The 24,779-nt window shown below is 49.8% G+C and carries 40 protein-coding genes; 9 read left to right on the top strand and 31 right to left on the bottom strand.

All coding sequences use genetic code 11. The features are described from left to right. Positions 1-2: 2 nt before the first annotated feature. The 31 genes from RGV86_RS14995 to RGV86_RS14845 all read right to left on the bottom strand — a co-directional run bounded on the left by RGV86_RS14995 (position 3) and on the right by RGV86_RS14845 (position 16,260). On the bottom strand, positions 3-371 hold the full coding sequence (locus RGV86_RS14995) for a DnaJ family domain-containing protein (RefSeq protein ID WP_000266522.1): 369 nt from the start codon (positions 369-371) through the stop codon (positions 3-5). Between the two features lie 106 nt (positions 372-477). Continuing rightward, entirely contained in the window at positions 478-861 is a 384-nt protein-coding gene (rplQ, locus tag RGV86_RS14990; RefSeq protein WP_001216368.1) for a 50S ribosomal protein L17, read from the bottom strand. A 40-nt stretch (positions 862-901) separates the two neighbouring features. Beyond that, positions 902-1,891, bottom strand: a complete 990-nt coding sequence (locus RGV86_RS14985; RefSeq protein ID WP_001162094.1) for a DNA-directed RNA polymerase subunit alpha — start codon at positions 1,889-1,891, stop codon at positions 902-904. Positions 1,892-1,916: 25 nt separating this feature from the next. Continuing rightward, positions 1,917-2,537 carry a 30S ribosomal protein S4 gene (rpsD, locus tag RGV86_RS14980; protein ID WP_000135224.1) on the bottom strand — a complete coding sequence of 207 codons (621 nt, stop codon included), beginning with the start codon at positions 2,535-2,537 and terminating at the stop codon, positions 1,917-1,919. Between the two features lie 33 nt (positions 2,538-2,570). Then, on the bottom strand, positions 2,571-2,960 hold the full coding sequence (gene rpsK / locus RGV86_RS14975) for a 30S ribosomal protein S11 (RefSeq protein WP_001029684.1): 390 nt from the start codon (positions 2,958-2,960) through the stop codon (positions 2,571-2,573). A 16-nt stretch (positions 2,961-2,976) separates the two neighbouring features. Next, entirely contained in the window at positions 2,977-3,333 is a 357-nt protein-coding gene (gene rpsM / locus RGV86_RS14970; protein ID WP_000090775.1) for a 30S ribosomal protein S13, read from the bottom strand. Positions 3,334-3,479: 146 nt separating this feature from the next. Beyond that, on the bottom strand, positions 3,480-3,596 hold the full coding sequence (gene rpmJ, locus RGV86_RS14965; RefSeq protein WP_000868187.1) for a 50S ribosomal protein L36: 117 nt from the start codon (positions 3,594-3,596) through the stop codon (positions 3,480-3,482). A 31-nt stretch (positions 3,597-3,627) separates the two neighbouring features. Then, positions 3,628-4,959, bottom strand: coding sequence for a preprotein translocase subunit SecY (secY, locus tag RGV86_RS14960; RefSeq protein WP_001118861.1), 1,332 nt, complete (start codon positions 4,957-4,959; stop codon positions 3,628-3,630). A 7-nt stretch (positions 4,960-4,966) separates the two neighbouring features. Then, positions 4,967-5,401: a 50S ribosomal protein L15 gene (gene rplO, locus RGV86_RS14955; protein ID WP_001238917.1), complete on the bottom strand. Its 435-nt coding sequence runs from the start codon at positions 5,399-5,401 to the stop codon at positions 4,967-4,969. Between the two features lie 3 nt (positions 5,402-5,404). After that, positions 5,405-5,584, bottom strand: coding sequence for a 50S ribosomal protein L30 (rpmD, locus tag RGV86_RS14950; protein WP_001140433.1), 180 nt, complete (start codon positions 5,582-5,584; stop codon positions 5,405-5,407). 3 nt (positions 5,585-5,587) lie between these two features. Next, positions 5,588-6,091: a 30S ribosomal protein S5 gene (gene rpsE / locus RGV86_RS14945; protein ID WP_000940122.1), complete on the bottom strand. Its 504-nt coding sequence runs from the start codon at positions 6,089-6,091 to the stop codon at positions 5,588-5,590. A 14-nt stretch (positions 6,092-6,105) separates the two neighbouring features. Further along, positions 6,106-6,459 carry a 50S ribosomal protein L18 gene (gene rplR / locus RGV86_RS14940; RefSeq protein ID WP_000358960.1) on the bottom strand — a complete coding sequence of 118 codons (354 nt, stop codon included), beginning with the start codon at positions 6,457-6,459 and terminating at the stop codon, positions 6,106-6,108. A gap of 9 nt (positions 6,460-6,468) precedes the next feature. Next, positions 6,469-7,002, bottom strand: a complete 534-nt coding sequence (gene rplF / locus RGV86_RS14935; protein ID WP_016243931.1) for a 50S ribosomal protein L6 — start codon at positions 7,000-7,002, stop codon at positions 6,469-6,471. 12 nt (positions 7,003-7,014) lie between these two features. Continuing rightward, positions 7,015-7,407 (bottom strand): 30S ribosomal protein S8, encoded by a 393-nt coding sequence (gene rpsH / locus RGV86_RS14930; RefSeq protein ID WP_000062611.1) that lies wholly within the window; start codon positions 7,405-7,407, stop codon positions 7,015-7,017. Positions 7,408-7,440: 33 nt separating this feature from the next. Continuing rightward, positions 7,441-7,746: a 30S ribosomal protein S14 gene (gene rpsN / locus RGV86_RS14925; protein ID WP_001118930.1), complete on the bottom strand. Its 306-nt coding sequence runs from the start codon at positions 7,744-7,746 to the stop codon at positions 7,441-7,443. 14 nt (positions 7,747-7,760) lie between these two features. Continuing rightward, positions 7,761-8,300: a 50S ribosomal protein L5 gene (gene rplE / locus RGV86_RS14920; protein ID WP_001096200.1), complete on the bottom strand. Its 540-nt coding sequence runs from the start codon at positions 8,298-8,300 to the stop codon at positions 7,761-7,763. 14 nt (positions 8,301-8,314) lie between these two features. Continuing rightward, complete coding sequence (gene rplX / locus RGV86_RS14915) at positions 8,315-8,629, bottom strand: 50S ribosomal protein L24 (protein ID WP_000729185.1); 315 nt, start codon at positions 8,627-8,629, stop codon at positions 8,315-8,317. A 10-nt stretch (positions 8,630-8,639) separates the two neighbouring features. After that, positions 8,640-9,011, bottom strand: a complete 372-nt coding sequence (gene rplN, locus RGV86_RS14910; protein WP_000613955.1) for a 50S ribosomal protein L14 — start codon at positions 9,009-9,011, stop codon at positions 8,640-8,642. Positions 9,012-9,175: 164 nt separating this feature from the next. After that, positions 9,176-9,430 (bottom strand): 30S ribosomal protein S17, encoded by a 255-nt coding sequence (gene rpsQ, locus RGV86_RS14905; protein WP_000130100.1) that lies wholly within the window; start codon positions 9,428-9,430, stop codon positions 9,176-9,178. Next, entirely contained in the window at positions 9,430-9,621 is a 192-nt protein-coding gene (rpmC, locus tag RGV86_RS14900; RefSeq protein WP_000644741.1) for a 50S ribosomal protein L29, read from the bottom strand. Before rpmC ends, rpsQ begins: the two co-directional genes overlap by 1 nt. Continuing rightward, positions 9,621-10,031, bottom strand: a complete 411-nt coding sequence (gene rplP, locus RGV86_RS14895) for a 50S ribosomal protein L16 (RefSeq protein ID WP_000941212.1) — start codon at positions 10,029-10,031, stop codon at positions 9,621-9,623. The genes rpmC and rplP overlap by 1 nt, the downstream gene beginning before the upstream one ends. 12 nt (positions 10,032-10,043) lie before the next feature. Further along, positions 10,044-10,745: a 30S ribosomal protein S3 gene (gene rpsC, locus RGV86_RS14890; protein ID WP_000529945.1), complete on the bottom strand. Its 702-nt coding sequence runs from the start codon at positions 10,743-10,745 to the stop codon at positions 10,044-10,046. A gap of 17 nt (positions 10,746-10,762) precedes the next feature. Beyond that, entirely contained in the window at positions 10,763-11,095 is a 333-nt protein-coding gene (gene rplV, locus RGV86_RS14885) for a 50S ribosomal protein L22 (protein ID WP_000447529.1), read from the bottom strand. 14 nt (positions 11,096-11,109) lie between these two features. Next, positions 11,110-11,388, bottom strand: coding sequence for a 30S ribosomal protein S19 (rpsS, locus tag RGV86_RS14880; protein ID WP_001138117.1), 279 nt, complete (start codon positions 11,386-11,388; stop codon positions 11,110-11,112). Between the two features lie 16 nt (positions 11,389-11,404). Next, positions 11,405-12,226: a 50S ribosomal protein L2 gene (gene rplB / locus RGV86_RS14875; RefSeq protein WP_000301864.1), complete on the bottom strand. Its 822-nt coding sequence runs from the start codon at positions 12,224-12,226 to the stop codon at positions 11,405-11,407. Between the two features lie 17 nt (positions 12,227-12,243). Next, positions 12,244-12,546: a 50S ribosomal protein L23 gene (gene rplW / locus RGV86_RS14870; protein WP_000617544.1), complete on the bottom strand. Its 303-nt coding sequence runs from the start codon at positions 12,544-12,546 to the stop codon at positions 12,244-12,246. Beyond that, positions 12,543-13,148, bottom strand: a complete 606-nt coding sequence (gene rplD, locus RGV86_RS14865) for a 50S ribosomal protein L4 (protein WP_000424395.1) — start codon at positions 13,146-13,148, stop codon at positions 12,543-12,545. Before rplD ends, rplW begins: the two co-directional genes overlap by 4 nt. Positions 13,149-13,158: 10 nt before the next feature. Continuing rightward, complete coding sequence (gene rplC, locus RGV86_RS14860) at positions 13,159-13,788, bottom strand: 50S ribosomal protein L3 (RefSeq protein ID WP_000579833.1); 630 nt, start codon at positions 13,786-13,788, stop codon at positions 13,159-13,161. A 32-nt stretch (positions 13,789-13,820) separates the two neighbouring features. After that, entirely contained in the window at positions 13,821-14,132 is a 312-nt protein-coding gene (gene rpsJ, locus RGV86_RS14855) for a 30S ribosomal protein S10 (protein ID WP_001181004.1), read from the bottom strand. Positions 14,133-14,369: 237 nt separating this feature from the next. Then, positions 14,370-14,789, bottom strand: a complete 420-nt coding sequence (locus RGV86_RS14850) for a type II secretion system protein GspB, cryptic system variant (RefSeq protein ID WP_000461436.1) — start codon at positions 14,787-14,789, stop codon at positions 14,370-14,372. Between the two features lies 1 nt (position 14,790). Continuing rightward, entirely contained in the window at positions 14,791-16,260 is a 1,470-nt protein-coding gene (locus RGV86_RS14845) for an ExeA family protein (protein WP_309508485.1), read from the bottom strand. A gap of 180 nt (positions 16,261-16,440) precedes the next feature. On the opposite strand from RGV86_RS14845, the gene gspC reads away from it, so the two are divergent. Genes gspC through gspK form a run of 9 tightly spaced genes read left to right on the top strand, consistent with a single transcriptional unit; the run spans position 16,441 to position 24,770 of the window. Continuing rightward, positions 16,441-17,256, top strand: a complete 816-nt coding sequence (gspC, locus tag RGV86_RS14840; RefSeq protein ID WP_001142681.1) for a type II secretion system protein GspC — start codon at positions 16,441-16,443, stop codon at positions 17,254-17,256. Further along, the gene (gene gspD / locus RGV86_RS14835) at positions 17,240-19,192 is read left to right on the top strand and encodes a type II secretion system secretin GspD (protein ID WP_085461314.1); all 1,953 of its coding nucleotides are present in this window, start codon (positions 17,240-17,242) and stop codon (positions 19,190-19,192) included. The genes gspC and gspD overlap by 17 nt, the downstream gene beginning before the upstream one ends. A gap of 9 nt (positions 19,193-19,201) precedes the next feature. After that, positions 19,202-20,683 (top strand): type II secretion system ATPase GspE, encoded by a 1,482-nt coding sequence (gene gspE, locus RGV86_RS14830; RefSeq protein ID WP_001219909.1) that lies wholly within the window; start codon positions 19,202-19,204, stop codon positions 20,681-20,683. Next, complete coding sequence (gspF, locus tag RGV86_RS14825) at positions 20,680-21,876, top strand: type II secretion system inner membrane protein GspF (RefSeq protein WP_001109574.1); 1,197 nt, start codon at positions 20,680-20,682, stop codon at positions 21,874-21,876. Before gspE ends, gspF begins: the two co-directional genes overlap by 4 nt. 9 nt (positions 21,877-21,885) lie before the next feature. Beyond that, complete coding sequence (gene gspG, locus RGV86_RS14820) at positions 21,886-22,323, top strand: type II secretion system major pseudopilin GspG (protein WP_000543367.1); 438 nt, start codon at positions 21,886-21,888, stop codon at positions 22,321-22,323. A 7-nt stretch (positions 22,324-22,330) separates the two neighbouring features. Then, on the top strand, positions 22,331-22,840 hold the full coding sequence (gspH, locus tag RGV86_RS14815) for a type II secretion system minor pseudopilin GspH (RefSeq protein ID WP_001076041.1): 510 nt from the start codon (positions 22,331-22,333) through the stop codon (positions 22,838-22,840). Further along, positions 22,837-23,214 (top strand): type II secretion system minor pseudopilin GspI, encoded by a 378-nt coding sequence (gspI, locus tag RGV86_RS14810; RefSeq protein ID WP_001041751.1) that lies wholly within the window; start codon positions 22,837-22,839, stop codon positions 23,212-23,214. Before gspH ends, gspI begins: the two co-directional genes overlap by 4 nt. Further along, the gene (locus tag RGV86_RS14805; protein ID WP_000610630.1) at positions 23,207-23,785 is read left to right on the top strand and encodes a PulJ/GspJ family protein; all 579 of its coding nucleotides are present in this window, start codon (positions 23,207-23,209) and stop codon (positions 23,783-23,785) included. The genes gspI and RGV86_RS14805 overlap by 8 nt, the downstream gene beginning before the upstream one ends. A 1-nt stretch (position 23,786) precedes the next feature. Continuing rightward, the gene (gene gspK, locus RGV86_RS14800) at positions 23,787-24,770 is read left to right on the top strand and encodes a type II secretion system minor pseudopilin GspK (protein ID WP_001019676.1); all 984 of its coding nucleotides are present in this window, start codon (positions 23,787-23,789) and stop codon (positions 24,768-24,770) included. The last annotated feature ends 9 nt before the right edge of the window (positions 24,771-24,779 follow it).

The raw sequence follows: 24,779 nt of genomic DNA, 5'->3' as shown, positions 1-24,779 counted from the left end.
CACTAGTTATCGTTGATTTTGTCCAACAACTTGTCAGCATACTCACCACGTAAAAACTCGGTGCTCAATCCTGCTTGTCGCAGCTTTAACTCCAGTAATAACAACCGACGACTAACTTCATGATATTGCGGATCGTCATGATGAATACCTTTGAGGATATCCAGAAGTTGAATTGCCTCCTTTCGTTGCTCAAGTTCTGGCGGTAAGCAACCTGCATTCTTCAACAAGCGATACCCCGCACGTAATTCCGGTGGCACGTGGGAATCATCATCAAGTATCAATGGCTCGCCGCTACCGGGCAGGTTATCAAACTCACCTTTCGCTTGCGCTTCTGATATATGGCGCTCTGCCCACTGGTCAAGTAACCACATAAATACTCCAGGGGATGAACAAAAAGAGTACAGCTATTGTAGATAAGTGGGGATACTGCGGGTATAAAAAAACCCGCCGGGGCGGGTTTTTTTACGTTGCTTCAGATTACTCTGCAGCAGCTTCTGCTTTCTCTGAACGATCAACCAGCTCGATGTAAGCCATCGGCGCGTTGTCGCCTGCACGGAAACCACACTTCAGAATACGAGTGTAACCACCGGCACGGCTCGCGAAACGCGGGCCCAGTTCGTTAAACAGTTTTGCCACGATCTCGTTATCACGAGTACGGGCGAATGCCAGACGACGATTAGCAACGCTATCAGTCTTGGCAAGAGTAATCAGCGGCTCAACTACGCGGCGCAGCTCTTTCGCTTTAGGCAGAGTCGTCTTGATGATTTCATGACGAACCAGTGAACCTGCCATATTGCGGAACATAGCCTGGCGATGGCTGCTGTTGCGGTTCAGTTGACGACCACTCTTACGATGGCGCATGACCTTATCCTTCTCAGTAAAACCTTAACCTGTGATCCGGTTACTCGTCAGCGATGCTTGCCGGTGGCCAGTTTTCCAGGCGCATACCCAGAGACAGTCCACGGGAAGCCAGCACGTCTTTAATCTCAGTAAGAGATTTTTTACCAAGGTTAGGCGTTTTAAGGAGCTCAACCTCGGTACGCTGTACCAGATCACCGATATAGTGGATAGCTTCTGCTTTAAGGCAGTTAGCAGAGCGGACAGTCAATTCCAGATCGTCAACAGGGCGCAGCAGGATCGGATCGAACTCTGGTTTCTCTTCTTTCACTTCCGGCTGACGTACATCACGTAAGTCAACGAAAGCTTCCAGTTGTTCAGCCAGAATGGTTGCCGCACGACGAATCGCCTCTTCAGGATCGATTGTGCCGTTGGTTTCCATTTCGATGACCAGCTTGTCCAGGTCGGTACGCTGTTCTACACGCGCTGCTTCAACATTGTAGGCAATACGCTCTACAGGGCTGTAGCATGCGTCGACCAGCAGACGGCCGATTGGGCGCTCATCTTCTTCCGAATGAATTCGGGTAGAAGCCGGCACATAACCACGACCGCGCTGAACTTTGATACGCATGCTAATAGACGCGTTCTCATCGGTCAGGTGGCAGATCACGTGCTGCGGCTTGACGATTTCGACATCACCGTCGTGGGTGATATCGGCTGCAGTCACAGGGCCAATGCCAGATTTATTCAAGGTAAGAATAACTTCATCTTTGCCCTGAACTCTCACCGCCAGCCCTTTCAGGTTGAGCAGGATTTCCAGGATATCTTCCTGAACGCCTTCTTTGGTGCTGTACTCATGTAGTACACCATCAATCTCAACCTCGGTCACCGCGCAACCCGGCATCGATGAGAGCAGAATACGGCGCAGTGCGTTACCCAGAGTATGGCCAAAGCCACGCTCTAAAGGCTCAAGGGTCACCTTGGCGTGCGTCGAACTCACTTGCTCGATATCAACCAGGCGCGGTTTTAGAAACTCTGTCACAGAACCCTGCATTGTGTCCTCTCTTTGGTACTAAGCTTTACTTGGAGTAAAGCTCGACGATCAGGTGTTCGTTAATGTCCGCAGACAGATCAGAACGCTCCGGCTTACGCTTAAACGTACCTTCCATCTTGCCAGCATCAACTTCCAGCCAGGTTGGCTTTTCACGCTGCTCAGCCAGCTCCAGAGCGGCTTTCACGCGAGACTGCTTCTTCGCTTTCTCACGAATGCTTACAACGTCATTCGGACTAACCTGATAAGAAGCGATGTTAACAACACGACCGTTTACCATAATTGCTTTATGGCTAACCAGCTGACGTGCTTCTGCACGAGTGGCACCGAAGCCCATACGGTATACAACGTTGTCCAGACGACCTTCCAGCAGAGCCAACAGGTTTTCACCGGTGTTGCCTTTCAGACGTGCTGCTTCTTTATAGTAGTTACGGAACTGACGCTCCAGCACACCATAGATACGGCGAACTTTTTGCTTTTCACGCAACTGCACACCATAGTCAGACAGACGCGGTTTACGCGCACCGTGCTGGCCAGGAGCTTGTTCAATTTTACACTTGGTATCGATCGCGCGAACGCCAGACTTAAGGAATAAGTCGGTGCCCTCACGACGGCTCAGCTTGAGCTTAGGACCCAAATATCTTGCCATTTTCTTTCTCCAACAAACCTGGAAAACGAAGCGTTATACGCGACGTTTTTTCGGCGGACGACAACCGTTATGAGGGATCGGAGTCACATCAGTAATGTTAGTGATGCGGAAACCTGCGGCGTTCAGAGCACGAATAGTAGATTCGCGGCCTGGACCCGGACCTTTAACCATAACTTCCAGATTCTTGATGCCGTATTCTTTCACGGCGTCAGCGCAACGCTCTGCTGCAACCTGAGCTGCAAACGGAGTGGATTTGCGAGAACCACGGAAACCGGAACCACCGGCAGTTGCCCAACCCAACGCGTTACCCTGACGATCAGTGATAGTCACGATGGTGTTGTTGAAAGAAGCATGGATATGAGCCACGCCGTCAGAGACTTGTTTTCTTACACGTTTACGTGCACGAATTGGTGCCTTTGCCATTATTCAATCACCCCGATTATTTCTTGATCGGTTTGCGCGGACCCTTACGGGTACGTGCGTTGGTCTTGGTACGCTGACCGCGAACCGGGAGACCACGACGATGACGCAAACCGCGATAGCAACCAAGATCCATCAGGCGCTTGATGCTCATGCTGATTTCACGGCGCAGATCACCTTCAACGACAAATTTGGCAACTTCGTCACGCAGCGTGTCGATTTGTCCTTCAGACAGCTCACTGATCTTAACATCTTCAGCGATACCCGCTGCAGCCAGGATGGCTTTGGAACGGGTCTTGCCGACGCCATAAATCGAAGTTAATGCGATTACGGCATGCTTATGATCAGGAATGTTAATGCCTGCTATACGGGCCACTATGCACTCCTACTATTTAATATGTACGTTCCATGCTGAAAAGCCCGTTTTCAGGATACTCAAATGGAAACGCACAGACATACAAAAGATTGGCTGGCTAATCTAGCCAGCTCAACCCAACTTTGCAAGAAAAATATGCGAATAAATCAGCCTTGGCGCTGTTTATGCTTCGGCTCGGCACTGCAAATCACACGGATGACACCATCACGCTTAACGATTTTGCAGTTACGGCATAATTTCTTGACGGAAGCACGAACTTTCATTTTTACTCTCCGTAACTTCTCGGGCGACCAATTATCGGCCGTAGCCTTTCAGGTTCGCCTTCTTCAATGCAGACTCATACTGACTAGACATCATCAGAGTTTGCACTTGAGCCATAAAGTCCATAATCACGACAACAACGATAAGCAGTGAGGTCCCACCGAAGTAGAACGGTACTTTCATTGCATCACGCATGAACTCCGGGATCAGGCAGATAAAGGTAATGTACAGCGCACCAACCAGGGTCAGGCGGGTCATTACTTTATCGATATACTTCGCCGTTTGCTCTCCCGGACGAATTCCTGGTACAAATGCACCGGACTTCTTCAGGTTATCTGCTGTTTCACGCGGGTTGAAAACCAACGCCGTGTAGAAGAAACAGAAGAAGATGATTGCAGACGCATAGAGTAACACATAAAGCGGTTGCCCAGGCTGCAAATACAGCGAAATTGTTGTCAGCCAGTTCCAACCAGTACCGCCCCCGAACCATGACGCGATAGTCGCCGGGAACAGAATAATACTGGAAGCGAAGATTGCCGGGATTACCCCCGCCATATTCACTTTCAGCGGTAAATGTGTGCTCTGTGCAGCATAGACACGACGACCTTGCTGACGTTTTGCGTAGTTTACCACAATGCGGCGTTGACCACGCTCAACAAATACAACAAAGAACGTCACTGCAAATACTAATACTGCAACCAACAGCAACACGAGGAAGTGCAGGTCGCCTTGACGCGCTTGCTCGATAGTATGGGCAATGGCTGGCGGGAGTCCCGCAACAATACCGGCGAAGATAATGATTGAAATACCGTTGCCGATACCTCGTTCAGTGATCTGTTCGCCCAACCACATCAGGAACATTGTTCCTGTGACCAGACTTACAACAGCGGTGAAGTAGAATGCAAAGCCCGGGTTAATAACCAGGCCTTGCATACCAGGCATATTCGGCAGACCGGTAGCAATACCGATCGACTGGAATATTGCCAGCACCAGAGTACCGTAACGGGTGTACTGGCTGATCTTACGACGGCCAGACTCCCCTTCTTTCTTAATTTCTGCCAGCGTTGGGTGAACCACCGTCAGCAGCTGGATAATGATCGACGCCGAAATATACGGCATGATCCCCAGAGCAAAGATAGAAGCACGGCTGAGGGCACCACCAGAGAACATGTTAAACATTTCAATGATGGTGCCTCGCTGTTGCTCAAGCAGTTTGGCAAGTACAGCGGCATCAATACCAGGGATCGGAATAAAAGAGCCAATACGGAACACAATCAGCGCACCGATAACAAACAGCAGTCTGCGTTTCAGCTCGCCTAAGCCACCTTTGGCACTTTGAAAATCTAATCCCGGTTGTTTAGCCATCTGCTACTTATTCCTCGATTTTACCGCCAGCAGCTTCGATAGCAGCACGAGCGCCTTTAGTAACACGCAGGCCACGAACAGTTACCGGAGTAGTTACTTCGCCAGCCAGGATCACTTTCGCGAACTCGATCTGGATACCGATAATGTTAGCCGCTTTCAGCGTGTTCAGGTCTACAACACCGCCTTCTACTTTAGCCAGGTCAGACAGACGAACTTCGGCTGTAATCGCAGCTTTACGAGAAGTGAAGCCGAATTTCGGCAAACGACGGTACAGAGGCATCTGACCACCTTCGAAACCGCGACGTACGCCACCGCCAGAACGAGACTTCTGACCTTTGTGACCACGACCACCGGTTTTACCGAGGCCAGAACCGATACCACGACCCAGGCGTTTACCCGCCTTTTTGGAGCCTTCGGCCGGAGACAGAGTATTTAAACGCATCTCTTACTCCTCAACTTTAACCATGAAGGAAACCGCGTTGATCATACCGCGAATAGCAGGAGTATCCTCGCGCTCTACGGTGTGACCAATACGACGCAGACCCAGGCCAAGCAGCGTTGCCTTGTGTTTCGGCAGACGACCGATTGCACTGCGGGTTTGAGTAATTTTAATAGTCTTTGCCATGGTTTATTTCCCCAGAATTTCTTCAACGGATTTACCACGCTTGGCAGCGACCATTTCTGGAGAACTCATATTTTCCAGGCCATCAATAGTTGCACGAACCACGTTGATCGGGTTGGTGGAACCATATGCTTTAGCCAGAACGTTATGAACCCCAGCGACTTCCAGAACGGCGCGCATTGCACCACCGGCAATGATACCGGTACCTTCGGAAGCCGGCTGCATGAATACGCGAGAACCCGTGTGAACACCTTTAACAGGGTGTTGCAGAGTGCCGTTATTCAGCGCGACGTTAATCATATTGCGACGGGCTTTTTCCATCGCTTTCTGGATCGCTGCTGGAACTTCACGCGCTTTACCGTAACCAAAACCAACGCGACCGTTACCATCACCAACTACAGTCAGAGCTGTGAAGGAGAAAATACGACCACCTTTAACGGTTTTAGATACGCGGTTTACCGCGATCAGCTTTTCCTGCAGTTCGCCAGCTTGTTTTTCGATGTGAGCCATCTTACACCTCTACCTTAGAACTGAAGGCCAGCTTCACGGGCAGCATCTGCCAGTGCCTGGACACGACCATGATATTGGAACCCGGAACGGTCAAAGGATACATCTTTGATGCCTTTTTCCAGAGCGCGTTCAGCGACAGCTTTACCCACAGCTGCAGCCGCGTCTTTGTTACCGGTGTACTTCAGTTGTTCAGCGATAGCTTTTTCTACAGTAGAAGCAGCTACCAGAACTTCAGAACCGTTCGGTGCAATTACCTGTGCGTAAATGTGACGCGGGGTACGATGTACCACCAGGCGAGTTGCGCCCAGCTCCTGGAGCTTGCGGCGTGCGCGGGTCGCACGACGGATACGAGCAGATTTCTTATCCATAGTGTTACCTTACTTCTTCTTAGCCTCTTTGGTACGCACGACTTCGTCGGCGTAACGAACACCCTTGCCTTTGTAAGGCTCAGGACGACGGTAGGCGCGCAGATCCGCTGCAACCTGGCCGATCACCTGCTTATCAGCGCCTTTCAGCACGATTTCAGTCTGAGTCGGACATTCAGCAGTGATACCCGCAGGCAGCTGATGGTCAACAGGATGAGAGAAACCCAGAGACAGGTTAATCACATTGCCTTTAACCGCTGCACGGTAACCTACACCAACCAGCTGCAGCTTCTTAGTGAAGCCTTCGGTAACACCGATAACCATTGAGTTCAGCAGGGCACGCGCGGTACCAGCCTGAGCCCAACCGTCTACGTAACCATCACGCGGACCGAAGGTCAGGGTATTATCTGCATGTTTAACTTCAACAGCATCGTTGAGAGTACGAGTCAGCTCGCCGTTTTTACCTTTGATCGTAATAACCTGACCGTTGATTTTTACGTCAACGCCGGCAGGAACAACGACCGGTGCTTTAGCAACACGAGACATTTTTTCCTCCGATTAGGCTACGTAGCAGATAATTTCGCCACCAAGACCAGCCTGGCGCGCTGCACGATCAGTCATAACACCTTTAGAGGTAGAAACAACTGCGATACCCAGACCCGCCATAACTTTCGGCAGCTCATCTTTACGTTTATAGATGCGCAGACCTGGGCGGCTGACACGCTGAATGCTTTCTACAACAGCTTTGCCCTGGAAATACTTAAGAGTCAGTTCCAGTTCAGGCTTGGTGTCGCCTTCAACTTTAAAATCTTCAATAAAACCTTCTTCCTTCAGCACGTTGGCGATTGCCACTTTCAGCTTGGAGGAAGGCATGGTGACCGCAGCTTTGTTCGCGGCCTGACCGTTACGGATACGGGTCAGCATATCCGCGATCGGATCTTGCATGCTCATCTGTCTTTACTCCCGTGATTCAATTGGTGACAATTACCAGCTAGCCTTTTTCAGACCCGGGATTTCACCGCGCATAGCGGCTTCACGGACCTTAATACGGCTCAACCCGAACTTCCGCAGGAAACCATGCGGACGACCTGTTTGACGGCAGCGGTTACGCTGACGAGACGGGCTGGAATCACGCGGCAGAGTCTGCAGCTTGAGAACAGCATTCCAACGATCTTCGTCGGAAGCGTTCACATCAGAGATGATCGCTTTCAGTTCAGCGCGTTTCGCGAAGTATTTATCAGCTAAAGCTACGCGTTTTACTTCGCGTGCTTTCATTGATTGCTTAGCCATTTAGTAACCCTACCTTACTTGCGGAACGGGAAGTCAAAGGCAGCCAGCAGAGCACGGCCTTCTTCGTCAGATTTCGCAGTAGTGGTAATGGTAATATCCAAACCACGAACGCGGTCGACTTTATCGTAGTCGATTTCTGGGAAGATGATCTGCTCACGGACACCCATGCTGTAGTTACCACGACCGTCGAAAGACTTAGCGGACAGGCCACGGAAGTCACGGATACGAGGTACAGCAATAGTGATCAGGCGCTCAAAGAACTCCCACATGCGTTCGCCACGCAGAGTTACTTTACAGCCGATCGGATAGCCCTGACGGATTTTGAAGCCTGCAACAGATTTGCGTGCTTTGGTGATCAGCGGTTTTTGACCGGAGATTGCTGCCAGGTCTGCTGCTGCGTTATCCAGCAGTTTTTTGTCAGCGATCGCTTCACCAACACCCATGTTCAGGGTGATCTTCTCGACCCGAGGGACTTGCATGACAGAATTGTAGTTAAACTCAGTCATGAGTTTTTTAACTACTTCGTCTTTGTAGTAATCATGCAGTTTCGCCATCGTACTACTCCAAATTACTTGATAGTTTCGCTGTTAGACTTGAAGAAACGGACTTTTTTACCGTCTTCGAATCTAAAGCCTACACGGTCAGCCTTGCCGGTTGCCGCATTGAAGATTGCTACGTTGGAAACCTGAATAGCGGCTTCTTTTTCAACGATGCCACCCGGTTGGTTCAGGGCCGGAACCGGCTTCTGATGTTTCTTAACCAGGTTGATACCTTCAACAATGACCTTGCCGGAAGACAGGACATTCTTAACTTTACCGCGTTTACCTTTATCTTTACCGGTTAACACGATAACTTCGTCATCACGACGGATTTTCGCTGCCATGATTCGCTCCTTAGAGTACTTCTGGTGCCAGAGAGATAATTTTCATGAACTTCTCACTACGAAGCTCACGAGTTACCGGCCCAAAAATACGCGTACCGATAGGCTGCTCGCTGTTGTTGTTCAGAAGAACACAAGCATTACCATCGAAGCGAATGACAGAACCGTCCGGGCGACGAACACCCTTCTTGGTGCGCACCACTACCGCCTTCAGCACATCACCTTTTTTGACCTTACCACGCGGAATTGCTTCTTTGATGGTGATCTTGATGATGTCGCCTACGCCTGCGTAGCGACGGTGCGAGCCACCCAGAACCTTGATACACATTACGCGACGTGCACCGGAGTTGTCGGCGACGTTCAGCATAGTCTGTTCTTGGATCATTTTAGTGCTCCGCTAATGTCAACTACTACTGAGACCCGAAAATCAGGTCGTTAAAAATCCCCATATCGAGGGCGCGGCATTATAACACCGCTTCAAGGATATGGGTAGAAAAAATAAACGGCTCATTTCTGAGCCGTTTATTCGTATCGAGAGAGTGTACTGTATTACAGAACCGCTTTCTCTACAACGCGAACCAGCGTCCAGGATTTAGTCTTGGACAGCGGACGGCATTCGCGGATTTCAACCACGTCACCGATACCGCATTCGTTGTTCTCGTCATGTACGTGCAGTTTGGTCGTACGCTTGATGAATTTACCGTAGATCGGGTGTTTCACAAAACGTTCGATAGCAACAACAATGGATTTCTCCATTTTGTCGCTAACAACGCGACCTTGCAGAGTACGGATTTTATCGGTCATTACGCACCCGCCTTCTCGTTCAGTAAAGTCTTAACGCGTGCGACATCGCGACGCACTTGCTTCAACAGGTGAGACTGTTGCAGCTGGCCACTTGCAGCCTGCATACGCAGGTTGAACTGCTCACGCAGCAGGTTCAGCAGCTCGGTGTTCAGCTCTTCAACGCTCTTCTCACGCAGCTCTTTTGCTTTCATTACATCACCGTCTTAGTTACAAAGGTGGTTTTAATCGGCAGTTTCGCTGCTGCCAGCTTGAATGCTTCACGGGCCAGCTCTTCCGGAACACCGTCCATTTCATACAGGACTTTACCCGGCTGAATCAAGGCAACCCAATACTCCACGTTACCTTTACCTTTACCCATACGCACTGCCAGCGGCTTTTCAGTGATCGGTTTGTCCGGGAACACACGGATCCAGATCTTACCTTGACGCTTAACTGCACGGGTCATAGCACGACGTGCTGCTTCGATCTGACGGGCAGTCAGACGACCACGGCCAACAGCTTTCAGACCGAAGCTGCCGAAGCTAACATCCGTACCCTGCGCCAGACCGCGGTTACGGCCTTTGTGCATTTTACGGAATTTTGTACGCTTTGGTTGTAACATCAGCGACGCTCCTTATTTACGGCCTTTACGCTGCTGCTTTTTAGGCTGAGCAGCCGGTTTTTCCGGTTGTTCAACAGCAGCCATACCACCCAGGATCTCGCCTTTGAAGATCCACACTTTAACGCCGATTACACCGTAAGTGGTGTGCGCTTCAGAGGTGTTGTAGTCGATGTCAGCACGCAGAGTGTGCAGCGGTACGCGACCTTCGCGGTACCATTCGGTACGTGCGATTTCCGCGCCGCCCAGACGGCCGCTAACTTCAACTTTAATACCTTTAGCGCCCAGACGCATTGCGTTCTGTACAGCACGCTTCATAGCACGACGGAACATAACGCGACGTTCCAGCTGAGAAGTGATGCTGTCAGCAACCAGTTTTGCGTCCAGTTCAGGCTTACGAACTTCGGCGATGTTGATCTGTGCAGGAACGCCAGCGATGTCCGCTACGACCTTACGCAGTTTTTCTACGTCTTCACCTTTTTTACCGATAACGATACCCGGGCGAGCAGTGTGAATGGTTACACGGATGCTCTTAGCCGGACGCTCGATAACGATACGAGATACGGACGCTTTAGCCAGTTCCTTAGTCAGGTACTGACGTACTTTAAAATCGCTGTCCAGGTTGTCAGCGAATTCTTTGGTGTTCGCAAACCAGGTAGAGTTCCATGGTTTTACAATACCCAGGCGAATACCATTAGGATGTACTTTCTGACCCATTGCTAGTCTCCAGAGTCTCAGCGATCGGACACAACCACAGTGATGTGGCTGGTGCGCTTCAGGATGCGATCTGCACGACCTTTTGCACGCGGCATAATGCGCTTCATGCTCGGGCCTTCGTCTACGAAAATTTTCGTAACTTTCAGATCGTCAATGTCAGCGCCATCGTTGTGTTCAGCGTTAGCAATGGCAGATTCCAGAACTTTCTTGACCAGTACAGCCGCTTTCTTGTTGGTGTAGGTCAAAATATCCAGAGCCTGCGACACTTTCTTACCGCGAATCAGGTCAGCAACAAGGCGAACCTTCTGAGCAGAAGAACGAGCATGGCGATGTTTAGCGATAGTTTCCATCTCTTCCTCCTACCTTATTTCTTCTTCGCTTTTTTATCAGCAGCGTGGCCGCGATAAGTACGAGTCGGTGCGAATTCACCCAGTTTGTGACCGACCATTTCGTCGGTTACAAATACCGGAACGTGCTGACGACCATTATGGACAGCGATGGTCAAACCGATCATGTTAGGAAAGATCGTTGAACGACGGGACCAAGTGCGCAGGGGCTTCTTGTCTCCGCTTTCCACCGCTTTCTCTACCTTCTTCAGCAAGTGCAGGTCAATAAAAGGACCTTTCTTGAGAGAACGTGGCATGGCTTATCCTCTAAAATTATTTGCTACGGCGACGTACGATGAATTTATCAGTACGCTTGTTGCTGCGGGTCTTCTTACCTTTGGTCTGAACGCCCCACGGAGTTACCGGGTGCTTACCAAAGTTACGACCTTCACCACCACCATGTGGGTGGTCTACCGGGTTCATCGCGGTACCGCGAACGGTCGGACGAACACCACGCCAGCGTGCAGCACCTGCTTTACCCAGAACGCGCAGCATATGCTCAGCATTGCCAACTTCGCCCAGAGTTGCACGGCAGTCTGCTTCTACTTTACGCATTTCACCAGAACGCAGACGCAGGGTGACATAAGCACCATCACGAGCAACGATCTGAACGTAAGTACCAGCGGAACGTGCCAGCTGACCGCCTTTACCTGGTTTCATTTCTACGTTATGAACAGTAGAACCAACCGGGATGTTGCGCATCGGCAGGGTGTTACCTGGTTTGATTGCAGCATCAACGCCAGACTGAATCTGGTCGCCAGCTTTCAGGCCTTTAGGGGCCAGGATGTAACGGCGTTCACCGTCTTTGTACAGAACCAGCGCGATGTTCGCGGAACGGTTCGGATCGTACTCAAGACGTTCAACAACTGCCGGGATACCGTCTTTGTTGCGTTTGAAGTCAACAATACGGTAAGCCTGCTTGTGGCCACCACCGATATGACGAGTGGTGATACGGCCATTGTTGTTACGACCACCGGATTTGCTGTTTTTTTCCAGCAACGGAGCAAAAGGTTTGCCCTTGTGCAGCTCAGGGTTAACCACTTTAACAACGTGGCGACGACCCGGAGATGTCGGTTTACATTTAACAACTGCCATTGTATTACTCCTCCGACTTACTCAGCGCCGCCAACGAAGTCCAGATTCTGGCCTTCTTTCAGGGTGACGTAAGCTTTTTTCCAGTCGCTACGACGACCGATACGCTGTCCGTGACGTTTAACTTTCCCTTTAACGACCAGGGTGTTAACGACTTCGACTTCGACTTCAAACAGTTTCTGCACAGCAGCTTTGATTTCTGCTTTGGTCGCGTCTTTAGCAACTTTGAGTACGATGGTGTTGGATTTTTCCATCGCAGTAGACGCTTTTTCAGAAACGTGCGGTGCACGCAGCACCTTCAGCAGACGTTCTTCACGAATCATGCCAGCATCTCCTCAACTTGCTTAACAGCATCAGCAGTCATTACGACTTTGTCGAAGGCGATCAGGCTAACCGGGTCGATACCAGTTGCATCGCGTACGTCAACCTTGTGCAGGTTGCGCGCAGCCAGGAACAGGTTTTCGTCCAGCTCACCGGTGATGATCAGCACATCTTCCAGAGCCATGTCTTTCAGTTTCTGTGCCAGCAGCTTAGTTTTCGGCGCTTCTACAGAGAACTTCTCGACAACGATCAGACGATCCTGACGTACCAGTTCGGACAGGATGCTTTTCAGCGCGCCGCGGTACATCTTCTTGTTAACTTTTTGACTGTGGTCCTGCGGACGAGCAGCGAAGGTCACGCCACCAGAACGCCAAATCGGGCTCTTGATAGAACCAGAACGCGCACGGCCGGTGCCTTTCTGGCGCCACGGTTTTTTACCGGAACCAGTTACTTCAGCACGAGTCTTCTGAGCACGAGTACCCTGACGAGCACCAGCTGCATAAGCAACAACAACCTGGTGAACCAGCGCTTCGTTGAAATCACGACCGAAGGTAGTTTCGGAAACAGTCAGCGCGCTCTGCGCGTCTTTCAATACTAATTCCATTGCTATCTCCTTACGCCTTCACAGCTGGTTTAACGATCAGGTCGCTACCGGTTGCACCCGGGACAGCACCTTTAACCAGCAGCAGGTTGCGCTCAGCGTCAACGCGTACTACGTCAAGGCTCTGAACGGTTACACGTTCGTTACCCATCTGACCTGCCATTTTCTTGCCTTTGAACACTTTGCCCGGAGTCTGGTTCTGACCGATAGAACCCGGAACGCGGTGAGACAAGGAGTTACCGTGAGTAGCGTCCTGGGTACGGAAGTTCCAGCGCTTAACGGTACCTGCGAAACCTTTACCTTTAGAGGTGCCAGTTACGTCAACTTTTTTAACGTCAGCAAACAGTTCAACGCTAATGCTCTGACCTACAGTGAACTCTTCGCCTTCAGCCAGGCGGAATTCCCACAGACCACGGCCAGCTTCTACGCCAGCTTTAGCGAAGTGGCCAGCTTCAGGCTTGGTCACACGGTTAGCTTTTTTAGCACCGGTGGTTACCTGAATAGCACGGTAGCCATCGTTAGCCAGGTCTTTAACCTGAGTAACGCGGTTTGCTTCAACTTCGATTACGGTTACTGGGATAGAAACGCCGTCTTCTGTGAAGATACGGGTCATACCCACTTTTTTACCGACTAAACCAATCATTGTTTCAACCTCTCAATCGCTCAATGACCTGATTAACCCAGGCTGATCTGCACGTCTACACCGGCAGCCAGATCCAGACGCATCAGAGCATCAACGGTTTTCTCGGTTGGCTCAACGATGTCAACCAGACGCAAGTGAGTACGGATTTCGTACTGATCGCGCGCGTCTTTGTTGACGTGCGGAGAGATCAGAACAGTGAAGCGCTCTTTGCGTGTCGGCAGCGGGATCGGACCACGGACCTGCGCACCAGTGCGCTTGGCAGTCTCGACGATTTCCGCGGTTGCTTGATCGATCAGACGATGATCAAACGCTTTCAGGCGGATACGGATTCTTTGGTTCTGCATGAGACCAGAGCTCCAATTATTTTATAAACGAAAATGATTACTCCTCAGACCCATTACGATTGATGGGAGAGTGTAACCGTTCTTACGTAGCTCCCCGATTGGGAGCATTGTTAGGTAGCCAAATTCGGCTAACTGAGGTTCAGATTGAACCTGCTGTCAACTACGACAAGCCCGCGCATTATACATACTTAACCATCGAACGCAAGCGTATTGCTAGTAAAGTAAACAACGGGCAGATTATTGCTGTAACTCATTGAGTGCATTTTTCACTCGCTCTCTTAAACCGGCTTTTTCCTCGCTTTCTCCTGTAGCTGTGCCTTCATCCTCTGAAGACGACGCCTCATTTTCTATCGTGGCATCTTCGTCCGCGTCATCCTCGGCAGGTTCGACGACGACAGGCAATGGCTGTTTTTTGAAGAAATAATGTTGTGTTGATTGTTTATAAGGTGGTGCTTCTTCTACTGAATTTTCCGTTTTAACTATCCATATCGCCCATAACTGCTGGGCATACCCCCCAGCCAACACCATTCCTGCGAACCAAAGGCTTGTCACCAGCGCCCAAATGGCATACTTCGTTTTGCCATGTTGTTGTAGCTGGACAGTTACTCGCTGACCACTTTCTCGCTGCTGATGTGCGGCAAAATAGAATTCAAACATCTTATTTTCCCTTCCCTGTTTCGTCCGGGGAAATATTGGCTTCATCCTGATATAGATACGCGCTCTCCCCTGCCACCTGCCAGAGATGCACCAATGTTGAAGAGCCAACAACGCCGTCAGCTTTTAAGTGATTAATCTTCTGAAATTGCTTAATTTTTTCTACCAGCAGCGGTCGCCATTCTGTCGAGGGTTCAGTCGAAATATGGAGAGCACGATTCAACATTGTTTCCAGCCAAAGAATCTCTTCCTCGCTACTGTCGCGCGTAATTGTGCTTTCACCTTCCGGAGACATTTTCAATAGCAGGAGATAATCACCCGCCCACACCGTCTCAAACCATTTACGCGTTAGCGTCCAGGTCTGCTGCCCTATAAGTACATCTATAGAGTCATCGCCGACCCGAATGACGACGACGGGCAATTTTTTATTTGCGACATTAAGCGACGCTATCCAGGGCAGGTTCTGATCTATTAACGCCTGAAGTGACGCCTTACCACTTTTACAAGTCAGGCCTGCTCTAATAGCGTGGTCGCACCAGGCTGAATCGGCCGGAACATCGTACCCCCACACACCATATAACACGCTTAGCGCATCACTATCGCGCATCACTGTACGGAAAATATCCTGTGTCATCTCTTCTTTTATTGATGGCGCTACTGGCATCAACCACGAAGGAATCGGTAAGGGAGATATAAACGAGGACAGCATCAGCCAACCACCGACAAGAGCAATTACGGTTCCACTCATCCCCCCAGCCCAACACATTTTCCGGCTCCGCTTATCACCCAATGCCCGGTAAATTGTTCGCCATTGTTTTGCCGTGAATGCGCTGGTCTGCTCGCTTTGTTGTAATAAGCAAATTGTTTCGCCTGCCTGCGCCAGCCTTCTGCGATCGCCTCTGCAAAGTGCAGCGATCCGCTTCAGTACCTTACTCGTTAACAGGGCATCGGGCTGGTCGATGTGGTGTCCTTCAAGGATACTTTGTCGAAGTTCGTGTTCTGCCAGTGCTCCTGACGTAATTATTTCAATGCCTCTGGCTTCAACGTAACGTTCAACTTTTCGATTTGATCTGCCAACGAGCAAAAACTGACAATCGGGAATAAGGCTCCTCGCGCGTTGGATATCATCGAGAACACAGCGGTGATTCAGATGAGCATTTTCAACAATAATAAGAGGATTACGGCTTTCCACTTGCTGGAACGTCCGCAGTAATTCCACGCCCATCTCATCTCGCCTCCAGGCGAGATCGCGGCTTCCTTCTTTATTTGCGTTATCGTCAATAACAACCCATGCAGCTTTACCTTGCCAGGACACGACAAGGCTTAAAGTAATCACTCGACGATGGGTATCATTTTGCAATTGCTTCGCTAACCAGGATTTTCCACTTCCGGCCTCGCCCGACAGATAGCATATCCGCCAGGATCGATTCTCCTCACGAAGCCAGGCAAGGATAACTTCTCTTCTTGTAGACATAATACTTCCTGTATTAATAATCGATTATCCTTAATCATAAAAATAACGAATGCATTTATTGATATTAATGCGTTAACTGAATATAAATAAATTTCGCTTGATTCATTCAACCAGCATTAATACTATTTATAGTAACGTCAATATACAACCCACCCAATTTATTTTATTAGAATATATATCGTGCCAACCCTACCTTTCTCCTTCCATCTGGCAATTCATAATAGACGCACAGTCATTTATATATTGATGATATCCATAAGTGTGGTGGCGGTTATTTTTAATATAAATTATTTCCACACAAACCTGGTCAAAAATGCACAAATCATTAACCAACCAGGTGGCGCATTTAAATCTGATTTCAACCTTGCGGGTTTATGGCGTAATGGCAGTAACGCGGGTATAAAAGACACACATCTGATTTCTGCCCAACAAGAAACGCCAAAGCTTTCTGTCGTACTCAGTGGTATCATTCTGACGTCTAATGATGAGACATCTTATGTTTTAGTTAATGAAGGCGCAGAACAAAAGCGATATGCCCTGAACGATGCCCTGGAGTCAGCACCGGCAACATTCATCCGAAAAATAAATAAAACCAGCGTGGTTTTTGAAACTCACGGACAGTTCGAAAAAGTCACGCTTCATCCGGGATTACCGGACGTTATCGAGCAACCTGACTCTGATACTCAAAGTGTGCTCGCAGATTTTATTATCGCGACGCCTATTCGTGACGGGGATCAATTATTTGGCCTTCGATTGAATCCGCGTAAAGGGCGCGATGCATTTGCTACCAGCTTACTGCAACCTGGCGATGTCGCCCTTAGAATCAACAATCTTTCACTGACCCTCCCTGATGAGGTTTCCCAGGCATTAAGTTTACTGCTAACCCAACAGAGCGCTCAGTTTACAATTCGTCGCAACGGCGTACCCCGCTTGATAAATGTTTCCGTCAGGGAACTTACTGGAATGAATGGACAGAGTGATGAAGGGATTAAATAAAATCACATGTTGCCTGTTGGCGGCGCTACTTATGCCTTCCGTCGGGCATACTGAGAACGAACAATACGGGGCCAATTTCAATAATGCTGATATCCGTCAGTTCGTGGAAATTGTAAGCCAGCATCTGGGTAAAACAATTCTGATTGATCCCTCGGTTCAAGGAACCATTTCCGTACGCAGCAATGATACGTTTAGTCAGCAAGAGTACTACCAGTTCTTTTTGAGCATTCTTGATCTTTACGGCTATTCCGTCATCACGCTGGACAATGGTTTTCTGAAAGTGGTGCGCTCAGCTAATGTAAAAACATCGCCAGGAATGATTGCTGACAGTTATCGTCCAGGCATAGGTGATGAGTTGGTCACCCGAATCGTACCGCTTGAGAACGTTCCTGCTCGTGACCTGGCTCCCCTGCTGCGTCAAATGATGGATGGCGGCAGCGTCGGTAACGTTGTGCATTATGAACCCTCCAACGTTCTCATTCTGACCGGTCGTGCCTCCACCATTAATAAACTGATTGAAGTGATAAAGCGCGTTGATGTCATCGGCACAGAGAAGCAGCAAATTATTCATCTGGAATACGCGTCAGCGGAAGATCTCGCCGAGATTCTTAATCAATTAATCAGCGAAAGCCACGGTAAAAGCCAGATGCCTGCCCTCCTTTCCGCGAAGATTGTGGCGGATAAGCGAACCAACTCTCTTATCATCAGCGGGCCGGAAAAAGCACGTCAGCGCATCACCTCATTACTGAAAACACTTGATGTAGAAGAGAGCGAGGAAGGAAATACCCGGGTCTATTACCTGAAATATGCTAAAGCCACAAATCTGGTCGAAGTATTGACCGGCGTTTCCGAAAAGCTGAAAGATGAAAAAGGAAATGCGCGTAAGCCTTCGTCTTCTTCTGCGATGGATAATGTTGCCATTACCGCCGATGAACAGACCAACTCGTTGGTCATTACCGCTGACCAATCCGTCCAGGAAAAACTCGCCACGGTAATTGCGCGTCTGGATATTCGTCGTGCACAGGTGCTGGTTGAGGCGATCATCGTCGAAGTTCAGGATGGAAATGGACTTAACCTCGGCGTGCAATGGGCGAACAAAAACGTTGGCGCACAGCAATTTACCAATACAGGATTACCGATATTTAACGCTGCGCAAGGTGTGGCTGATTATAAAAAGAATGGCGGGATCACCAGCGCGAATCCTGCCTGGGATATGTTTAGCGCCTACAATGGCATGGCCGCAGGCTTCTTCAATGGCGACTGGGGCGTATTGCTGACTGCGCTGGCTAGTAACAATAAAAATGATATCCTCGCCACCCCGAGCATCGTAACGCTGGATAATAAACTCGCGTCCTTCAACGTTGGTCAGGATGTGCCGGTGCTATCCGGCTCCCAGACCACTTCTGGGGATAACGTCTTTAATACCGTCGAACGCAAAACGGTGGGCACAAAACTCAAAGTCACTCCGCAGGTCAATGAAGGCGACGCGGTACTGCTCGAAATAGAGCAGGAGGTTTCCAGCGTTGACTCTTCGTCTAATTCGACGCTCGGCCCGACATTCAATACCCGAACTATTCAAAACGCCGTGCTGGTCAAAACCGGTGAAACGGTAGTCCTGGGCGGATTGCTGGATGATTTTTCTAAAGAGCAAGTGTCAAAGGTTCCTTTACTTGGCGATATTCCTTTAGTGGGGCAACTCTTCCGCTATACCTCGACCGAGCGCGCCAAACGCAACCTGATGGTATTTATCCGACCGACGATTATCCGTGACGATGATGTTTATCGCTCACTGTCGAAAGATAAATACACCCGCTACCGTCAGGAGCAACAACAACGAATAGACGCGAAATCAAAAGCATTGGTTGGCTCTGAAGATTTACCGGTGCTGGATGAAAACACGTTCAACAGCCACCCCCCTGTGTCATCGTCGCGGTGAGGCATTCACATGAGAATTCACTCACCATACCCTGCCAGTTGGGCAATGGCACAAAGAGTCGGTTATCTCTATTCAGAGGGGGAGATTATTTATCTCGCCGGTACGCCATTCGAGCAGTTACTCGATATTCAGCGCCAGGTTGGTCAGTGCCATACCATGACCCGCTTGTCGCAGGCTGATTTTGAAGCACGGCTGGAAGCGGTATTCCATCAGAACACTGGTGAGTCGCAACAGATTGCGCAGGATATTGATCAATCCGTCGATCTCCTCTCCCTCTCAGAAGAAATGCCTGCGAATGAAGATCTACTGAATGAAGATTCAGCCGCACCGGTTATCCGTTTAATCAACGCCATTTTAAGTGAGGCTATTAAAGAAACCGCCTCCGACATCCACATTGAAACCTATGAAAAAACAATGTCGATCCGTTTTCGCATTGACGGCGTTCTGCGGACAATTTTACAGCCAAACAAAAAACTGGCAGCGTTGCTTATCTCCCGAATAAAGGTCATGGCTCGGCTTGATATCGCCGAAAAACGTATTCCGCAGGATGGAAGAATCAGTTTGCGTATCGGGCGACGTAACATAGATGTCCGCGTATCCACACTGCCGTCCATCTATGGTGAACGCGCCGTGCTCCGCCTGCTGGATAAAAACAGCCTCCAGCTTTCATTGAACAATCTGGGGATGACGGCTGCGGATAAGCAGGATTTAGAAAATCTCATTCAGCTTCCGCACGGTATTATCCTGGTGACCGGGCCGACAGGTTCCGGTAAAAGCACCACGCTCTACGCCATTCTTTCGGCGCTTAATACCCCTGGCCGCAATATTCTGACGGTAGAAGATCCCGTGGAATATGAACTGGAAGGCATAGGACAAACGCAGGTGAATACCCGAGTGGATATGTCTTTCGCTCGCGGCTTGCGCGCCATTCTTCGCCAGGATCCGGATGTTGTGATGGTTGGGGAAATTCGTGATACAGAAACCGCGCAGATTGCTGTTCAGGCTTCGCTCACCGGCCATCTGGTGCTCTCAACACTCCACACTAACAGCGCATCAGGCGCAGTGACCCGGCTCCGCGACATGGGCGTCGAATCATTTCTACTTTCGTCTTCCCTGGCAGGAATTATCGCGCAACGGCTGGTTCGTCGTCTTTGTCCGCAATGCCGACAATTCACTCCTGTATCCCCCCAACAAGCGCAGATGTTTACACATCACCAGCTAACTGTTACTACGATTGGCACTCCCGTTGGCTGTCCTCACTGCCATCAATCCGGCTATCTGGGGCGCATGGCGATCCACGAAATGATGGTTATTACACCGGAATTACGAGCTGCTGTTCATGAAAATGTGGATGAACAAGCTCTGGAGCGACTGGTTCGGCAGCAACACAATGCCTTAATCAAAAATGGCCTGCACAAAGTGATAAGTGGAGACACCTCCTGGGATGAAGTGATGCGCGTCGCCAGCGTCACGCTGGAGAGTGAAGCATGAATTATCGCTATCGCGCCATGACCCAGGATGGTCAAAAATTGCAGGGGATCATTGATGCTAACGATGAACGTCAGGCGCGGCTGCGGCTGCGTGAAGAAGGGCTTTTCCTGCTGGATATTCGCCCCCAAAAAAGTTCGGGGGTAAAAACGCGTCGCCCGAGGATTAGCCATAGTGAACTGACGCTTTTCACCCGGCAGTTGGCAACCTTAAGCGCGGCGGCATTACCCCTGGAAGAGAGCCTTGCCGTAATCGGTCAGCAAAGCAGTAATAAACGACTGACTGACGTGTTAAATCAGGTACGTAGCGCCATCCTTGAAGGGCATCCCCTTTCCGATGCATTACAGCATTTTCCCACGCTTTTCGATTCGCTCTACCGTACCCTGGTCAAAGCGGGCGAAAAGAGCGGGCTTCTGGCTCCGGTGTTGGAAAAACTGGCTGATTACAATGAAAACCGGCAGAAAATCCGCAGCAAACTCATTCAGTCGCTGATCTACCCCTGCATGCTCACCACGGTGGCGATTGTGGTCGTGATTATTCTCCTCACTGCTGTCGTGCCCAAAATTACCGAACAGTTCGTGCATATGAAACAGCAACTGCCGCTGAGTACACGCATTCTTTTAGGTCTGAGCGACACGTTGCAACGTACCGGCCCGACATTATTAGCGACGGTGTTTATTGTCGCTGTAGGTTTCTGGCTCTGGTTAAAACGCGGCAATAACCGCCATCGTTTTCATGCCATGCTGCTGCGTGTTGCGCTCATTGGTCCACTGATTTGCGCCATAAACAGTGCACGCTATCTCCGCACCTTAAGTATTTTACAATCCAGCGGAGTCCCTCTGCTTGATGGGATGAATTTATCCACCGAAAGCCTCAGCAACCTCGAAATTCGCCAGCGCCTGGCAAATGCGGCAGAGAACGTTCGCCAAGGTAACAGCATTCATCTTTCGCTGGAGCAAACCGCAATCTTCCCGCCAATGATGCTCTACATGGTGGCCTCTGGCGAAAAAAGCGGGCAGCTCGGCACATTAATGGTCAGGGCAGCGGACAACCAGGAGACGCTGCAACAAAACCGAATCGCCTTAACGCTCTCCATCTTCGAACCGGCACTCATTATTACGATGGCACTGATCGTCCTGTTTATCGTCGTCTCGGTACTCCAACCTCTTCTTCAACTTAACTCAATGATTAATTAAGGAAAATATATGCACGCAACGGATAAGCAACGCGGTTTTACATTACTGGAAATTATGGTGGTTATTGTCATCATTGGCGTACTTGCCAGCCTGGTGGTTCCCAACCTGATGGGCAATAAAGAAAAGGCGGATAAACAAAAAGCCGTCAGCGATATCGTGGCGCTGGAAAATGCATTGGATATGTACAAGCTCGACAATCATCGCTATCCAACCACAAATCAGGGGCTTGAATCCTTAGTCGAAGCACCGACGCTGCCACCGCTGGCCGCAAACTATAACAAGGAAGGTTATATCAAGCGTCTGCCTGCCGATCCCTGGGGCAATGATTATGTCCTCGTTAATCCTGGCGAACATGGTGCATACGATCTGCTTTCAGCAGGGCCCGATGGTGAAATGGGAACCGAGGACGACATTACCAACTGGGGTTTGAGCAAGAAGAAAAAATAAGTCAGCGATGAATCAGCAACGCGGGTTTACCCTGCTGGAAATGATGCTGGTGCTGGCGCTGGTCGCTATCACGGCAAGCGTGGTGCTCTTCACATATGGTCGGGAAGATACCGCCAGCACCCGTGCGCGCGAAACAGCAGCGCAATTTACCGCTGCGCTTGAACTGGCCGTCGACCGCGCCACGCTTCACGGGCAGCCGGTCGGTATCCATTTCTCTGATTCAGGCTGGCGTCTTATGGCACCAACCAGAAATTCGTCAAGTTGGCTCTGGATCCCGCTCAAAGAGGATGCGGATGACGATAGCGAAAATCACTGGAGTGATGAAATTGCGATTCACACCCAGCCATTTAAATCGGATGACAGCAGCCAACCGCAGGTGGTGATTCTGGCCGATGGGCAAATCACCCCATTCTCCATATTGATTGCTAACCAGGAGACCGGTGAGCCACTCCTGACACTGGTATGCTCAGGGACATGGCCACTGGATCAAACGCTTGCCAGAGATACCCGGCCATGAACAAACAATCAGGGATGACATTACTTGAAGTCTTACTGGCGATGAGCATTTTCACCACAGTTGCTTTGACCTTAATGAGCAGTATGCAAGGGCAAAGAAATGCCATCGAGCGGATGCGTAACGAGACGCTGGCGTTGTGGATAGCGGATAACCAACTTCAGTTGCAAGATACATTCGACGAGGAAAACACGTCCAGTTCTGGCAAAGAGATAATAAATGGCGAAGAGTGGAACTGGCGCAGCGATATCCACTCAAGCAAAGATGGTACGCTTCTGGAACGCACCATAACCGTTACATTACCCAGCGGTCAGACAACCTCTCTTACGCGTTATCAAAATATCGATAATAAATCCGGGCAGGCGCAAGATGATTAATCGCCAGCAGGGTTTCACATTGCTGGAAGTCATGGCGGCGCTGGCGATTTTCTCAATGCTTAGCGTGCTGGCGTTTATGATTTTTTCGCAAGCTTCCGAGTTGCATCAACGCTCACAGAAAGAAATCCAGCAGTTCAATCAGCTTCAGCGCGCCATCACCATTCTTGATAACGATCTCCTGCAACTTGTCATTCGCCGGAATCGGGGAACGGACAAAATCATAGTTTTGGGTGAAGAGGCCATTTTCACCACTCAGAGTCGCGATCCACAGGCTCCTCTCAATGAAGCGCAAACCTTACAAACAGTTCACTGGTATCTACGAAATCATACGCTCTACCGCGCGGTTCGTACCTCTGTCGATAGCATGAAGGATCAACCCGCCCAGGCAATGCTGGAAAATGTCGAAGGCTTCCTTCTGGAAAGTAACAGCGGGGAAAGCGAGGAGCTTCCCCTCTCCGTCACTCTTCATCTGAATACCCCGCAGTATGGCGCGTTACAGCGTCGTTTTGCTTTGCCGGAGCTATTAACAAGAGAAGAGTCTCCGCAGCAAAACCAGGCCAGGGGCGAATAACATGAATATTGAACAACGTGGCGTCGCGCTGCTCATCGTACTCATGTTACTGGCGCTCATGTCCGCTCTGGCTGCGGATATGACACTGAGTTTTCACAACCAGCTTCAGCGAACTCGCCAGGTAAACCATCACTTACAACGACAATATGATATTGAACTGGCGGAGAAACTCGCTCTTGCCAGCCTCACTCAGGATGTTAAAGATAACGACAGACAGACCACGTTGCAGCAGTACTGGGCGCAGCCACAACAGATACAGCTGGACAATGGCAATACGGTGAAGTGGCAGCTACACGATGCTCAGCACTGTTTCAATCTCAATGCCCTGGCAAAAGTCTCCGACGATCCACTGGCAATCCCGGATTTCCCCGCGCAGGTTTTCGGCGCTTTGCTGATCAACGCGGGAATCGATCGCGCAAACACCGATGAGATCATGCAATCTATCGCCGACTATATCGACGCTGATGATTCGCCACGCTTTCACGGCGCAGAAGACAACTTTTACCAAAGCCAGATGCCACCTCGCCATAGCGCCAATCAGATGCTTTTTCTGACTGGTGAACTCCGTCAGATAAAAGGAATAACCGAGAACGCCTATCAGCGAATTATTCCTTATGTCTGCGTCCTCCCAACCACTGAACTCAATATTAATCTTAATATGTTAACTGAGAATGATATCCCGTTATTAAGAGCATTATTTCTCAACAATATCACGGACGCGGACGCACAGGTCTTATTACAAAAGCGACCAAAGGAAGGCTGGTTAACCACAGATGCATTTCTCTACTGGGCACAGCAGGATTTCTCCGGCGTGAAGCCCTTGGTTTCTCAGGTGAAAGAACATCTCTTTCCCTATAGCCGCTATTTTACGCTGAATACGGAAAGTATCAGCGACGAGCAATCCCAGGGATGGCAGAGCCATATTTTCTTCAACCGTAAACAGCAGAGCGCCCAAATCTATCGGCGTACGCTGCAACTCTATTAATCATAAGGA

Origin of the sequence: Escherichia ruysiae (genome assembly GCF_031323975.1) — a bacterium.
GTDB lineage: Bacteria > Pseudomonadota > Gammaproteobacteria > Enterobacterales > Enterobacteriaceae > Escherichia > Escherichia ruysiae.
This window is presented reverse-complemented; position numbering and strand designations above follow the sequence as displayed.

Coding starts and splice junctions, on each gene's coding strand:
- RGV86_RS14995 (WP_000266522.1), bottom strand. CDS start 371: ATGTGGTTACTTGACCAGTGGGCAGAGCGCCATATATCAGAAGCGCAA.
- rplQ (WP_001216368.1), bottom strand. CDS start 861: ATGCGCCATCGTAAGAGTGGTCGTCAACTGAACCGCAACAGCAGCCAT.
- RGV86_RS14985 (WP_001162094.1), bottom strand. CDS start 1,891: ATGCAGGGTTCTGTGACAGAGTTTCTAAAACCGCGCCTGGTTGATATC.
- rpsD (WP_000135224.1), bottom strand. CDS start 2,537: ATGGCAAGATATTTGGGTCCTAAGCTCAAGCTGAGCCGTCGTGAGGGC.
- rpsK (WP_001029684.1), bottom strand. CDS start 2,960: ATGGCAAAGGCACCAATTCGTGCACGTAAACGTGTAAGAAAACAAGTC.
- rpmJ (WP_000868187.1), bottom strand. CDS start 3,596: ATGAAAGTTCGTGCTTCCGTCAAGAAATTATGCCGTAACTGCAAAATC.
- secY (WP_001118861.1), bottom strand. CDS start 4,959: ATGGCTAAACAACCGGGATTAGATTTTCAAAGTGCCAAAGGTGGCTTA.
- rplO (WP_001238917.1), bottom strand. CDS start 5,401: ATGCGTTTAAATACTCTGTCTCCGGCCGAAGGCTCCAAAAAGGCGGGT.
- rpmD (WP_001140433.1), bottom strand. CDS start 5,584: ATGGCAAAGACTATTAAAATTACTCAAACCCGCAGTGCAATCGGTCGT.
- rpsE (WP_000940122.1), bottom strand. CDS start 6,091: ATGGCTCACATCGAAAAACAAGCTGGCGAACTGCAGGAAAAGCTGATC.
- rplR (WP_000358960.1), bottom strand. CDS start 6,459: ATGGATAAGAAATCTGCTCGTATCCGTCGTGCGACCCGCGCACGCCGC.
- rplF (WP_016243931.1), bottom strand. CDS start 7,002: ATGTCTCGTGTTGCTAAAGCACCGGTCGTTGTTCCTGCCGGCGTTGAC.
- rpsH (WP_000062611.1), bottom strand. CDS start 7,407: ATGAGCATGCAAGATCCGATCGCGGATATGCTGACCCGTATCCGTAAC.
- rpsN (WP_001118930.1), bottom strand. CDS start 7,746: ATGGCTAAGCAATCAATGAAAGCACGCGAAGTAAAACGCGTAGCTTTA.
- rplE (WP_001096200.1), bottom strand. CDS start 8,300: ATGGCGAAACTGCATGATTACTACAAAGACGAAGTAGTTAAAAAACTC.
- rplX (WP_000729185.1), bottom strand. CDS start 8,629: ATGGCAGCGAAAATCCGTCGTGATGACGAAGTTATCGTGTTAACCGGT.
- rplN (WP_000613955.1), bottom strand. CDS start 9,011: ATGATCCAAGAACAGACTATGCTGAACGTCGCCGACAACTCCGGTGCA.
- rpsQ (WP_000130100.1), bottom strand. CDS start 9,430: ATGACCGATAAAATCCGTACTCTGCAAGGTCGCGTTGTTAGCGACAAA.
- rpmC (WP_000644741.1), bottom strand. CDS start 9,621: ATGAAAGCAAAAGAGCTGCGTGAGAAGAGCGTTGAAGAGCTGAACACC.
- rplP (WP_000941212.1), bottom strand. CDS start 10,031: ATGTTACAACCAAAGCGTACAAAATTCCGTAAAATGCACAAAGGCCGT.
- rpsC (WP_000529945.1), bottom strand. CDS start 10,745: ATGGGTCAGAAAGTACATCCTAATGGTATTCGCCTGGGTATTGTAAAA.
- rplV (WP_000447529.1), bottom strand. CDS start 11,095: ATGGAAACTATCGCTAAACATCGCCATGCTCGTTCTTCTGCTCAGAAG.
- rpsS (WP_001138117.1), bottom strand. CDS start 11,388: ATGCCACGTTCTCTCAAGAAAGGTCCTTTTATTGACCTGCACTTGCTG.
- rplB (WP_000301864.1), bottom strand. CDS start 12,226: ATGGCAGTTGTTAAATGTAAACCGACATCTCCGGGTCGTCGCCACGTT.
- rplW (WP_000617544.1), bottom strand. CDS start 12,546: ATGATTCGTGAAGAACGTCTGCTGAAGGTGCTGCGTGCACCGCACGTT.
- rplD (WP_000424395.1), bottom strand. CDS start 13,148: ATGGAATTAGTATTGAAAGACGCGCAGAGCGCGCTGACTGTTTCCGAA.
- rplC (WP_000579833.1), bottom strand. CDS start 13,788: ATGATTGGTTTAGTCGGTAAAAAAGTGGGTATGACCCGTATCTTCACA.
- rpsJ (WP_001181004.1), bottom strand. CDS start 14,132: ATGCAGAACCAAAGAATCCGTATCCGCCTGAAAGCGTTTGATCATCGT.
- RGV86_RS14850 (WP_000461436.1), bottom strand. CDS start 14,789: ATGTTTGAATTCTATTTTGCCGCACATCAGCAGCGAGAAAGTGGTCAG.
- RGV86_RS14845 (WP_309508485.1), bottom strand. CDS start 16,260: ATGTCTACAAGAAGAGAAGTTATCCTTGCCTGGCTTCGTGAGGAGAAT.
- gspD (WP_085461314.1), top strand. CDS start 17,240: ATGAAGGGATTAAATAAAATCACATGTTGCCTGTTGGCGGCGCTACTT.
- gspE (WP_001219909.1), top strand. CDS start 19,202: ATGAGAATTCACTCACCATACCCTGCCAGTTGGGCAATGGCACAAAGA.
- gspF (WP_001109574.1), top strand. CDS start 20,680: ATGAATTATCGCTATCGCGCCATGACCCAGGATGGTCAAAAATTGCAG.
- gspG (WP_000543367.1), top strand. CDS start 21,886: ATGCACGCAACGGATAAGCAACGCGGTTTTACATTACTGGAAATTATG.
- gspH (WP_001076041.1), top strand. CDS start 22,331: ATGAATCAGCAACGCGGGTTTACCCTGCTGGAAATGATGCTGGTGCTG.
- gspI (WP_001041751.1), top strand. CDS start 22,837: ATGAACAAACAATCAGGGATGACATTACTTGAAGTCTTACTGGCGATG.
- RGV86_RS14805 (WP_000610630.1), top strand. CDS start 23,207: ATGATTAATCGCCAGCAGGGTTTCACATTGCTGGAAGTCATGGCGGCG.
- gspK (WP_001019676.1), top strand. CDS start 23,787: ATGAATATTGAACAACGTGGCGTCGCGCTGCTCATCGTACTCATGTTA.